This window comes from Paenibacillus sepulcri, assembly GCF_042647105.1.
Lineage (GTDB): Bacteria > Bacillota > Bacilli > Paenibacillales > Paenibacillaceae > Paenibacillus_Z > Paenibacillus_Z sepulcri.
The window spans coordinates 5750614-5763321 of record NZ_JBHRUP010000001.1 but is presented as its reverse complement, the minus strand read 5'-3'; the positions used below and the strand labels follow the sequence as shown (position 1 = coordinate 5763321).

General features: G+C 51.3%; 9 protein-coding genes. 2 read left to right on the top strand and 7 right to left on the bottom strand.

Annotation, left to right across the window (positions count from 1 at the left end; translation table 11 throughout):
• Positions 1 to 216: 216 nt before the first annotated feature.
• Positions 217 to 903 (top strand): Crp/Fnr family transcriptional regulator, encoded by a 687-nt coding sequence (locus tag ACFOLF_RS25240; RefSeq protein ID WP_210046480.1) that lies wholly within the window; start codon positions 217 to 219, stop codon positions 901 to 903.
• A gap of 76 nt (positions 904 to 979) precedes the next feature.
• Positions 980 to 1540 (top strand): redoxin domain-containing protein, encoded by a 561-nt coding sequence (locus ACFOLF_RS25235; RefSeq protein ID WP_210046479.1) that lies wholly within the window; start codon positions 980 to 982, stop codon positions 1538 to 1540.
• 242 nt (positions 1541 to 1782) lie between these two features.
• On the opposite strand, the gene ACFOLF_RS25230 is transcribed toward ACFOLF_RS25235, so the two are convergent.
• The 7 genes from ACFOLF_RS25230 to ACFOLF_RS25200 form a co-directional block, all read right to left on the bottom strand.
• Positions 1783 to 3234 (bottom strand): FAD-dependent oxidoreductase, encoded by a 1452-nt coding sequence (locus tag ACFOLF_RS25230; RefSeq protein ID WP_210046478.1) that lies wholly within the window; start codon positions 3232 to 3234, stop codon positions 1783 to 1785.
• A gap of 367 nt (positions 3235 to 3601) precedes the next feature.
• Positions 3602 to 5215, bottom strand: a complete 1614-nt coding sequence (locus ACFOLF_RS25225) for an extracellular solute-binding protein (RefSeq protein WP_210046477.1) — start codon at positions 5213 to 5215, stop codon at positions 3602 to 3604.
• A gap of 31 nt (positions 5216 to 5246) precedes the next feature.
• Entirely contained in the window at positions 5247 to 6140 is an 894-nt protein-coding gene (locus ACFOLF_RS25220) for a carbohydrate ABC transporter permease (RefSeq protein ID WP_210046476.1), read from the bottom strand.
• Between the two features lie 19 nt (positions 6141 to 6159).
• Positions 6160 to 7086 (bottom strand): ABC transporter permease, encoded by a 927-nt coding sequence (locus ACFOLF_RS25215; protein ID WP_210046526.1) that lies wholly within the window; start codon positions 7084 to 7086, stop codon positions 6160 to 6162.
• A gap of 309 nt (positions 7087 to 7395) precedes the next feature.
• The gene (locus ACFOLF_RS25210; protein ID WP_210046475.1) at positions 7396 to 9528 is read right to left on the bottom strand and encodes a helix-turn-helix domain-containing protein; all 2133 of its coding nucleotides are present in this window, start codon (positions 9526 to 9528) and stop codon (positions 7396 to 7398) included.
• 785 nt (positions 9529 to 10313) lie between these two features.
• Positions 10314 to 11399: a mandelate racemase/muconate lactonizing enzyme family protein gene (locus ACFOLF_RS25205; RefSeq protein ID WP_210046831.1), complete on the bottom strand. Its 1086-nt coding sequence runs from the start codon at positions 11397 to 11399 to the stop codon at positions 10314 to 10316.
• Between the two features lie 96 nt (positions 11400 to 11495).
• Positions 11496 to 12671: an enolase C-terminal domain-like protein gene (locus ACFOLF_RS25200; protein WP_210046830.1), complete on the bottom strand. Its 1176-nt coding sequence runs from the start codon at positions 12669 to 12671 to the stop codon at positions 11496 to 11498.
• Positions 12672 to 12708 lie beyond the last annotated feature (37 nt).

Below are 12708 nucleotides of genomic sequence, written 5' to 3'. Positions count from 1 at the left end.
GAAGCTATAATCATGTGAAACTTTCATATTCAATGTTATTTTCATGTAATGTATTCTTTCATCGTCTATGCTCAATTTCAATACAGTTTCATGATATGAATGCGGCAATATACCCCTGCTTTATCTGCTTCATCCCTACAAGCAAACTAAAGTTTCCATCCGCGCACCGATCCTGTACAATAAGGCTATCATTCTGTCCGATCGGAGAATATCCTCATGACCCGACTTTCCCCAGAGCTGCACACTCTATCCAAGGTTTTTCCCTGTTTTCAAGCGCTCTCGCCTGAGGAGTGGGCCGATGCGCAGCCCGTGCTCCGGGTTTTTCCTGCGCACTCGGCCCTGTTCCGCAGCGAGGATGCCGCTGAATATGCCGTGTTCCTCCTAGCAGGAACCGTACAAATCTCGAATATAACCGAAGACGGCCGTGAAGCCCTTGCAAGCCGGCTGACGGCCGGCGATATATGCGCCATGATGGTGCTGAGCGGATTGAGCGAACGCGAATATCCCGGGGCTATGACGGCTGAGACCGAGGTTGCGGCCCTCTTCGTCACCAAGAGCTCGTTTCTGCTCTGGATTCAGAGGCATGCCCCTATTCGGAACGCGGTGTTCGGCAATATTCTGGATGGACTGATCCGAATGGGTGGCAGCCTCTCGGCAAAATTGTCAAAGCCGCTGGAAGCCCGTCTCGCAGAAGTCCTGTTGAAGCTGACAGCGGAGCAGCCAACCATCCATATTACACATAAACAGCTGGCTGCCGAGCTTGGTTCCGTACGTGAAGTAGTCAGCCGCCAGCTGAACCGTATGCAGTTGAAGGGCTGGATCACAACGGGAAGAGGCTGCGTATCGATTCAGCAGCGGGAAGCTTTAAAGGAGCTTGTTGGTGACCAGGTCACAGAAGACTGAGGCTTTCCGTGATAGGATAAAGTCAGTCGGTTCAGACTGAGGTTTACCCTATCATATCACCAGGAGGCTATTTATCATGAGAATTCCATTAATCAAGGGAATGACCGCACCGGATTTCATGTTTGCCCATGTTGACGGAGCCCCTCCACTGCAATTGTCCAGCCTGCGCGGCCGCAGGGTGCTGCTTGCGTTCTTCCGCAACGCAGCCTGCGCCATGTGCAATCTGCGGGTGCGGCACTACATCCGCAGCTATGATCAGTGGAGCCGGCATGGGCTCGAAATCATCGCGGTATTCGAGTCGCCTGAGACCAGTATTTCCCGCCATGTCGGCCAGCAGGAAGCGCCATTTCCGATAATCGCCGATCCTGAGGCGAAGCTTTATGACCTGTATGCCGTTGAGGTATCCGAAGAGAAGACGCAGGCAACGATGGCAGATCCGAATACAGAGACGTTCGTCAAGGAAGCAGCGGCGGAAGGCTTCGCTTTGACTCGGGAGGAAGGCGCCAATTTTCACCGCATACCGGCCGAATTCCTTATTGATGAGAAAGGCATTATCCAAATGGCACACTACGGCCGGCTGGTGACGGATCACCTGCCATTAGATGTTATTGAGCATTTTGTCACTGAAGATAATTGAGACTCAGCCCGTACAGGAAAGTCTACAAGTGCGGCTGTACCAGGCCCAAAATACCAGTTTCTTGGTTGCTGCTTCTTCAGCAGTCCCGTATGGCTGTATAACAAATAGGGGAGCCGATCGTAAGGCCCCCCTAATCTTCATTGCTGTAAATAAGCATCTCTCTCTTACTCTATCATTCGTTCGTAATCGTAGATCTTCTTGACCTCAAAGTGCCTCCCCTGGACACTGGATAAAGCGTCTATTTAACAAGGCATAATCTCTTCCAGTGCTTCCGCAAGCGGCAGGCCATGCTCCTCCAGCAGCTCCGCAAGCAGCAGGCGGCCTTCGTCGGATGCTTCAAGAGCCATTGTGACCATTTGCGGATTAAACAGCTCGCGCAGCGGCACCGATAATGTATTCACTGCCCAGTACATGCCGAATAATTGGAAATTATGATTTCCCGTCCCCTCCTTCAGCATCAAATCCATGAACCTCCGGGCAAAAGCAATCCCCTTGAGCGGCTCGCCCCCCGCTTCGTATTCGACGCCTTCCCACTGCAAATCCGCCGCGCAGTTGAGCCACCAGGCAGGCGTAATCGCCTCATCCTGCATTTTCCGCAGCACGCTCTGCTCGAAGCCGGATTGAGGATTTCTCCTTTGCTCCTGCAAGCAGGCACTCAGCATATCCGCTTCGATCGCCGCCACCGTGATGCCTTGACCGAAGATAGGATCATAGATGCAGATAGCATCGCCCAGCACCAGCAATCCGGCAGGCCACCTTTCCATCAGCTCATAGTGACGGCGGTACAATTCCGGTACGCGAAAGCCCCGGGGCGGAGTGACCGGTTCAAGCTCCTTCAGGATCTCCGCAATTATCGGGCTGGGAAGCTGGGCAACAGCCTGTTCGAATTCATCCGCATTCGTTGGCGGGTATTGTCCTCCCGGGCGATAAAGCACCATTTCGGCCACCTGATTCTCGATAAAGGAGAAGACGCCTGTGAACGTTCCGTTTGCCGGCTGGCCCATAATATTAATAACATCCCACTCCTCGGGCAGATGGGCCATATGGGCAGGCACCCTGTAACGCCGTGTGCTGTATCCGATTGCGGCTTTCATCTTGTCTTCCTGACGCACCTCGTAACCCAGATCGGTCAGCCATTGCGTAAGCTTCGAGGCGCGGCCGCTGGCGTCCACCACAAGATCCGCCGCAAGCTCACTCTCCCGGCCGGACGCTCCGCGTTCCTTGATTTGAACCCCTGTAATGGCAGTCCGGTCCGAAGTCGTCACGAGCTGCAGCACATCATGCTTCGGAAGCAGCCTTATCTGTGGAATTTGCTTTACGCGGCCGCGGATGACCCACTCCAGCGCCGCCCGGCTGAACTTGATATCGTTGCGCGGATAAGGATTGGATACCGTGCCGTATTGACTCATCATATGTGCGGTCTTATTCAGTGAAGACGGGGAACCGAGTGCCACCAATTCTTCCTCATAGCCGGGAAAAAGCTTCTCGGTAATCTCCTTGCCGCGGTTCGTGAACCGGTGGGGATGAAAACCGTGCGGAACGCCAAGACGGTCCTCGGGCTGCTGCCCGGGGAATTCATCCTTGTCGATGATGAGCACCTCTTCGTAATAATCCGCCAAGACCCTCCCCGCCAATAAACCGGCCATGCTGCCTCCGATAACAATCGCTTTTCCCTGCCTTTGTGTACTGTTCATGTGAACCTCTCCTTTTTGATTGATTAATTCAGTCAACAATAAGTTAAAAAAAATCCCCCTCCAAGATAGTCCCCTTAATAAACGAAAGGGAGGGTTTCCGATCCTGTTTTTAGATTGATTTGTTCAGTCAAAAATAGAATAATTCATTTTACTCCGGCTGTCAATTAAAATAGTTCCCTTGTAAAGCCTGTCAGCTACTCCTTCCCAGGGTGTCTTCCTGTGTTTTTCCGATCATAAAAGGAAAACCTCGGACCGGTTCCTTTAACTGGAGCCGGTCCAAGGTATATGCGCAGCAGGCTTGCGAATTTGGATAGGTTATGACGTTTCTTCGCGGACCAGTCCGGCGCTGTCCGCCGGCTCTATTCTATTAGTTCGTTCCGGCCCAGCGGTCATAGGCAGTCTGATACACTTCGAGCAGCTTGTCTACTTGCATATCCTCAATCGTCTTCTGGAAGGTGTCCCAATTCTCCAAGGGAGCTTCTCCTGCCACCAGCTTGGCTTCCATGCTCTCCAGGTACGTATTGAGGTCGGTTTCAATGCCCTGAATTTGCTGTCTCTCTTCCGGCAGCAGATAGATTTCGGGGAAGACGGGCTCTCCATACGGCGCCAGCTTCTCGTCTACCTCTTTAATTCGGTATTGATGCATGGTATCTTTCCAGTTGGCTTCTACCTCATTGGGGGTGAACATCGGGATCGACACGCCGACTGCAGGTGTAATGCTGCCTCCGCGGTATTCCTCAAGGTTCATGCCTGCAGGCGGGTTCCTGTATTTGCGCAGCTTCTTCTCCGGATCAGCCCATTCCCACAGATCGCCTTCTTTGCCGTAGTGGACCAATATTTCTCCTTCTGGACTGTACAAATAATCGACCCATCGGATCATCGCTTCCGGATCTTTACTCTTGTTCGTAATGGCGAACGTTCCTCTTGTCATTCCAGACCACTGGGTAATCATCGGCTTACGATCGGCAGAACTGGTAAGGGCCGGAAGAATCGGATGTATGGTGGAGCTCTCAGCGTCTCCGCCCAAAGTAAGATAGGGGAGCGAGTCCGTGAACATGCCGATTTGCCCCGCATTTCCCTTGGCAGATTTCTGTTCCACCGTCTGAGAGAACGTCCCGGGATCCAGCAGCTTCTCTCTCCACAGTTTATTCATAAACGTTACGTACTCTTTATATTCAGGTTGTACGGCTCCATAGATGACTTTGCCATCCTTTACGATATGCGCTCTTCCAACAATTCCGAAGGCAGGCAGCAGGATGTTGCGGACATCACCCAGATTAATCGAAGTAAGCGGGATTTCATCCGGCTTGCCGTTGCCGTTAGGGTCCTTGTTTTTAAACGCGGTCAGCAGCTCATACAGTTCATCCGTTGTATGGGGAAGCTCTGATATACCCAGCTTTTGCAGCCAATTCCCGTTGATCCATGTGGCCGGCAATTTGGCTATAGAAGCCATGTTAACGGATGGCAGTGCGTATATATGACCGTCCGGCGTTGTGACCGATTTCTTAATTTCGGGATGCTCGTCGAACATCTTTTGAATATTCGGCGCAAATTTTTCGACCAGACCTTCCAATGGAATGAGAACTCCCTGCTTGCCGTACGTAAATTCATCATCCGGGGTTAACTGACCTCCGAAGAAGACGTCTGGAATTTCACCGCTGGCGAAGGACAGATTCTTCTTCTCGTCATAATCCGCCTGCGGAGGCGTGTTGAATTCAAATTGAATGTTGGTTTTTTCCTGCATTTCTTTGAAAAACTGCAGATTCTTCCATTCGCCAACAAGCGCGTGCCTGGCGCCCATCATGGATACTTTAATCGGCTCCTTAACAATGGGGAATCCTGTTTGGTTGAAATTATCGCTTGGTTCCCGGTCCTCAAGCGCAGCCCCGGATTCATTGCCCCCGCCGTTCGAGCATGCGCTCAGCAGCATGGATCCGGCCATTATAGATGACAAACAGATAGTTAGCCATTTTTTCCTCATCCTTGTTCAAATCTCCTTTAACTGATTATTATCATTCTTTAATAGAACCGACCAGAACGCCCTTCAGAAAGAAGCGCTGCAAGAAAGGATACGCAATAAGCAGCGGCAGTGTGGACACGATGATGACGCCATATTTTAAGATGGATGCGATACGGGCTTGCGAAGCCATGGCTTCCGCCTGAATGGCACTGCCCGACATATTCTCGGAACTCATCTCCTGAGCGACGAGAATCTTGCGCAGCACCATTTGCAGCGGATACATACTGTCATCGTTCAAATAGATCAGCGCATTGAAATACTGATTCCACAAGCCGACCCCATGGAAGAGCGACATGACCGCAATTATGGGCAGGGAGAGGGGCAGTGCGATACGCAGAAAAATATAGAAGTAGGATGCTCCGTCCACCTTGGCCGCCTCAACGAGCGGATCAGGCACATTTTGCTGAAAGAATGTCTTTGCCACAAGAATGTCCCACGCCCCCACCACGCCGGGAATGACCATTGCCCATACCGTGTTAAGCATGCCTAATTGCTTGACCAGCAAATACGTCGGAATCAGTCCTCCACCGATCATCATGGTCAAGAGAAAGTACCACAGTATCAGCTTTTTACCCATCAATTCTTTTCTCGACAGCGCATAGGCGCATGGCAGCAGCACGGCCAGGTGCAGCAATGTTCCAAGAACCGTGTATACAATGCTGTACAGGTACCCCATCCATATTTCGTTGTTATGCAGGATGCGCTGGTAGCCTTCGAAGGTTATGCCGCGCGGCCAAATCCATACCTTCCCGCTGTTCACAAGCATAGGATCGCTAATGGATGCTGACAAGACGAACAGGAGGGGGAAAAGAATAATCCCGATGACAATCAGCAGCAGTCCATTATTGATCGTATCAAATGTTCGGTCGGACAGACTCCGGTTCATGATTAGCGTTCCCCTCCCTTTACCATAAGCTGTTTTCCGTTGTTTTTCTGGCAATCTGGTTGGCTGTGACCAGCAGGACGACATTAATAAGCGAATCGAACAGCCCTACCGCCGCAGAGAAGCTGTACTGCGATTGCAGCAGACCGCTGCGGTACACGAAGGTCTGAATGACGTCGGATGACGACATATTCAAGGCATTCTGAAGCAGCAATACCTTCTCGAAGCCAATTGACATGAAGCTGCCCATCGTCAAAATAAACAGAATAATGATGGTTGGCATAATGGCAGGAATGTTGATATGCCATATCCGGCGCATTCTTGAAGCCCCATCGACAGACGCGGCATCGTGCAGATCGGGATTCACGCCTGCCAGTGCCGCCAAGTAAATGATCGCTCCCCATCCAAGACCTTGCCATTGACCCGACCATACGAAGATGTGCTTGAACCAGTGCGGAATAATCAGGAAGGGAGTCGAATCGCCTCCGAACGCTTTTATAATATTGTTGATCAAGCCAGTCTCGGGGTCGAGAAAGGCAATAATCATGCCTGCCATTACGACCGTCGATATAAAATGGGGAGCATAAGTAATCGTCTGCGCCCATTTCTTGAACGCTGCATGCTTGACCTCGTTAAATGAAAGCGCCAGTATAATCGGCAATGGGAACAGCAGCAATCCATACACATTGAGTACAAGCGTGTTTCGAATGAGGTCCTTGAAGTAGTAGGAGTTAAAGAATCGCTGAAAGTGATCGAAGCCGACCCATGGACTGCCCCATATCCCCCGAGTGGCAATGTATTCCTTGAATGCAATCTGCACGCCATAAAGCGGAATATAATGCAGAATGAAAAAGTAGAGCAAAGAGGGAAGAAGCAGTATATACAGCTGCCAGGTTTTACTCAGGTTTCTCAGAACCATACCTGTCGCTGATTGCGGCTTTCTATCCATGCCTCTCCTGGTTTGATCCAGGGCTTCCTCCGCTTTAAACAAATAGATCTCCTCCCCTTGCAAGATGATGTGCATGCCCAGAAAAACCGGTTTTTGGATGCGCTTTCAGTTTATGTCTGACTCAGTATCCCCGTAAACATGTCATTTTTGCAAATGACAATGCGCAAAGCCGAATACTTGGCGGCCACAGGCGCATAGCTTGATAAGTAATATGTAGTTTTTGAACTTCAAATGGACCGATTCGCCAAATGACAACGCGTTTGAAATGATAAAAAAGAGCACATCCGCCATGGAAAGTGCTCTCCTGTTTCAAAGCATGTCTGCTCTTCGCTTGCGGTATTCGCCCGGCGTCAATCCCTCCGTCTTTTTGAATTTGCGGATGAAATTTGGCGTGTCGAGGTAACCAACCTCCTGAACGATGGTTCTGATTGGCTTGACGGTATGTTCAAGTTCCCTCTTGACCGCGTTTAGCCGAAGCTCCCACAAGTACTGCATGAACGTAATATCCGCTTTCTCTTTGATAAACCGGCTAAGATAAGATTCGGACAATTTGAAGTGGGCTGCCGTTCCCTCGAGACTGAAATCGCTCTCTCTGAAATGCTTTTGGATATAGAGCATGACCTGTTCGCTTAACAGCAGCCTCTCCATCTCCTTATTCTGGGCCGCTTGCCGGCAGACTCCTTCATTGAATTGGTGCAGCAGAGTCTCCAAATCTTCAATAGAGGTAAAATTGACGATTTTCTCTTCCAGCGCTGCATTCGCATATTCCATGCTTGCCGCCGCCCGGAAGACAATATTGATGACATCGAAGCAATAGCAGCGAAGCAAATAAATCGGCACGCGGAACGTCTTGAGCTGATGCAGCATCATACCGAGTGTTTCCGCAGCCGCCTGTTTATTGCCCTTTTTTAAGCTTTGCGTAAGCTTGAGATGAATATCGGACTGATACCAGCCGCTCGTCCCTATCTGGGCTCCTGACGGCTTGAAATAAACGACGGTATCGGTTCCGCTGGCAAACTTGTAATCCGTCGCCGCCGAGGCCTCGATGTATGAATTATGTACGCGGGTGATGTCATCGTATATTCCCCCGACCCCCATCGTCGCGCCTCGGCCCGAATCTGCCTTTTGCTGTTCCAGGTCGCGAACCGCATTTTCCATGGACTTGTCATTCAAGCAATTTATCAAGACCGCAATGGCATGATCATGAATAAGCTCCACACCAAAGCCAATCGCATCCTGCAAATGCCAGCCTTCCAGTTTCTTTAGCAGCGTACTCCGCACCTTCGCTTCATGCGAGAACAAATCGTCAAAAGAGACATAAACTACGAAAAAATTAGGGTATGGAAAAACAATGCCGGACATGGCGCAAACCTCGCGGATATTGTCCGGATCCTCCCAACTCCCGCCCAGCAGCTTCAACAAGCATTGATCCCGGACGTATGGCTCCTGAACGGACATCCGTTCCTGCATACGATTAACCGGCCGGTATTGATGCGCTGCGAAGAACAGGGCCAGGGCCAATCCCGCAAGAATCAGCCACGCAGCAATGAACAGCAAGAGCATGGGAAGATGGAACGCCTTCTTGAAGAATTGCGCGGTCGGCATCGCCATGACGAACGTCCAGCCGGTCTCCGCCGAGCGGACCGTGACCACTGAATATTTCGTATGATGAATAGTTGCCTGGGAGATGCCTTCTGCCGACAAATCAACGGATTCCAAGTCTTTGAATTGGAGCTCCCCGCCATTGTTCTGAGAAGTTATTATATCGTTGTTGTCGTTCAGAATATAAACATGGCCTTCGAAGTCGCCCAGGGCACTGTGCATCATGTTCTGAAACACATCGTCCTGGACAAAATAGATGACGGTCCCGTGCTTATTCGTTTCATGCGGCGGGATGGGGCATAGAAACAGCATCGTACCCTTCCTCTTATTATCCACTGATCCGAAATAGTCCGCAGGAAGTACAGTCGGCGTTTTGAGCCCTTTAATCAGATTTAAAAAACGTTCCTTCTCTATATCGTTTGCCCCCAGTATCCGCTTCAGCAGCGTGTCGACAGAGTAATAGCCGCGGTCTGAGTACATATTCTGCGAATCTCGGTAAAACAGAAAAATTTCATCGATAATGGCGGTTGAAGACTTGTAAATACCCAATTTCTTGATCGCTTCCCGGCTGCTGTACGGATGACTGACCATGTAGGGCGTCAGATCCGAGTCATAAGTAATTCGGGCGGAAATTTGGTTCATTTCCTTTATGCGATTATAGGTCAGCTCACTGGCCTGCAGCAATTTATTCCTGTTCGCCTCTTCAATTTCATTATTCCATGTCTCGTCGGTTTGATGGTAAATAAACAGGATCATGACGATAAACGGGACGAAAAAAATAATCAGATACGAGAAGACATAACGTTGAAACACTTTGGACTTTATATATAAATTGAACACGGCATCCATCCTCATACCCATTATATAGCGCTTTCATTATACGATATTTATTGCAGGTAAATAAAGCCGGGGTTCGTCCTTTTAGGGGTCTTTGAGCAGCTGCTGTGAGGGAAAAGCGGTTTGTTTCTTGATATGGGCACACAAGGTGAAACGGCTGTCGCCGTCCTCATGAAGGCGGGGCGCGTTTCATTCCGGTGAAATATAGAGAAAGTATGGCGAAATGATATACTTTCCTATATTTTAAGGTGAAACGGCTGTCGCCGACCTCATGGCGGTGGCGCGTTTCATTCCGGTGAAATATAGAGAAAGTATGGCGAAATGATATACTTTCCTATATTTCAAGGTGAAACGGCTGTCGCCGTCCTCATGAAGGCGGGGCTTGTTTCATTCCGGTGAAATATAGAGAAAGTATGGCGAAATGATATACTTTCCTATATTTCAAGGTGAAACGGCTGTCGCCGTCCTCATGGCGGTGGCGCGTTTCATTCCGGTGAAATATAGAGAAAGTATGGCGAAATGATATACTTTCCTATATTTCAAGGTGAAACGGCTGTCGCCGACCTCATGGCGGTGGCGCGTTTCATTCCGGTGAAATATAGAGAAAGTATGGCGAAATGATATACTTTCCTATATTTTAAGGTGAAACGGCTGTCGCCGTCCTCATGAAGGCGGGGCTTGTTTCATTCCGGTGAAATAGAAGCAGACTATAGGCCACGGTTATACTTTCTTCTATTTCAAAAAAAACGCCTGCCTGAAGAATATCTTCAGGCAGGCGTTAATCTTCTTTATCGGCTGATCTGATAGTCTCCCCGATCCAGCCATTCCTGCCGGATCGTTACTCCCCAGCCCGGGCCTTCCGGAACCTGCACTTGACCTCCGACCACCTCCAGGGGCGTCGCAAGCAGACCTTTCGTCCATTCATCCTGTTCGATGGTATACTCCATGAAGGCACCTGCATTCGGGATCGCTGCGGCCATATGCAGCGTGAATATCGTGACCATGGACAGGTTGGCGGCATGCGGCATGCAGACCATCCCGGCCGACTCCGCCATCTTCGCCGCTTCAAGGGCACGGCTCAAGCCGCCGACATAACAGATATCCGGCTGGACGATATCAACCGCCCGCATCGCGATCATCCGCCGGAACTGGGCCAGGTCCGTATCCTGCTCGCCGCCGGTAACCGGAATATCAAGCGCATCCGCTACCTGCTTCGTCCATTCCAGCTCCGTATAGGGACAAGGCTCCTCGAAGTGGCATACTCCGTACTGCTCCAGCATACGGCCCGTCTCGATCGCTTTGCCCGGCGTCAAGCCGCTGTTCGCATCGACAAACAGCAGCGTATCGTCGCCGACAGCCTCCCTTACCGCACGAACAACCTGTTCCGAACGGCCGGGATAGACGTCCACATCATTGCCGAAATTATTGGCGATGCGGATTTTGAAGGCACGGATTCCATTCGTTTCCTGGAGCCGCTTGATCCGCTCCGCTTCGTCCGCCGGCGATATATTGCGCTTCATGCTGGAGCCGTAAATATCCAGCTTCCGCGGCTGTCCGCCCAGAAGCTCGCATACGCTCTTCCCGGCACGCTTCCCCTTCAAATCCCATAATGCCGTATCCAACCCGCCAACCGCCCGGCAAATATAAGAGCCGGGAAATTTATGCTCTTCCCGGATAATAAGCTCGGCTAACGCTCCCGGCTCATTCGAATCTGCGCCCAATGCGCGGGGCGCGACCTGCTGGTGAAGTACGAGCGCCGATATATTGGCATGATAGGGAGCAATCTGACCGTAGCCTTGCAATCCGTCCTCCGAGGTGACGCGGACGATCGACAGCTGGCGGGTCGTAAAGGTCTCGATGCTTGTTATTTTCATTCTTGGCCTCCTGCAGAAGTCTGGTGAAAATCTGGCTGCGCATGCGGAAACGTCTTCCGCCTTCTCCACCTGTTAATCATCAGACTTCTAGTATTATTAACTGTAAACCATTTTGCTCAGGATCGCGCTCTCGTCCAGCTCAATTCCGAGACCCGGCTGATCGGGCAGCGGCAGAAAACCGTCAACCGGTACGAGTTTATTGATATGAAAGTGATTCTGCTGCCGCTGATACCGGATTAAATATTCCAGATAAGGACAGACGGAAGGCGGCAGCGACGCAATGACATGAAGGTTCGCCATTACCGTACAGCCGTGGGGAATGAACTTGACGTCAAAGGTTTCCGCAAGAATGGCGATTTTGCGCAGCTCCGTAATGCCTCCGGTCCAGTCGGGATCCGGCTGCGCGTAATCCAGCAGCCCCCGGTCCAGGAACGGCTTGAATTCCTTGCGCGTATACAGATGCTCGCCGGCCGCAAGCGGTATCCCTCCCCGGTCCTGAAGCACCCCGTAGCCGTCCAATTGATTGGGCTGCAGCGGCTCCTCCAGCCAGAGCGGCCGCAATTCGCGCAGCTGCTCCATCATATCGAGCGCATAGGGCACATCCCAGCCCATCCAGCAATCCAGCATGAAGTCGCTCCCGCCGCCAAGCGCATCCCGGATCTCCTGCGCCATCCGCAGGTTGATCGCCTTGCCCTCCCTGCCGCCCGAGGGACCGTGGCGGAAAAACCATTTTTGCGCGGTGAATCCCTCCCCGGCCAAAGCCTTCGCCTGCTTCCCGGCTGCTCCGGCCTCAATGGGAAAGCCGAGCGTACTGGCATATACGGGAATCTGTGTGCGTGTCGGCCCTCCAAGCAGCCGGTAAACCGGCGCGTTGTAATATTTGCCGCGCAAATCCCAAAGCGCGCAGTCAATCGCGCTGAGCGCCATCATGAAATATCCGGAACGTCCATGCCGGTCAACTCTCATTTGATCCCACAGCCGTTCGATATCAAGCGGATTCTGGCCGATCAGGAACGGTTTGATCCTTTTAACGATAATATCCGCCTGCTCCTCGTACACAATCGGCCCGTATAGACCGTCAATTCCCTCGTCTGTATGAATGATCACATAATGGCGGACCACGGGAAGCCTGCCATCCGCGAGACTGACCGGCTGGCTGCGCTGCGCGTAGTCGGAATAACTGTCCAGCGGCGCTGCGGAGCGTTCGTCATGCGCCCACACGGGATCGATCGCTCCGGTCAATTTCCAGACTTCAACATCGGTAATCTTCATTCGTTTCCTCCTCTCTTAACCGAGCCGTGAATGACAG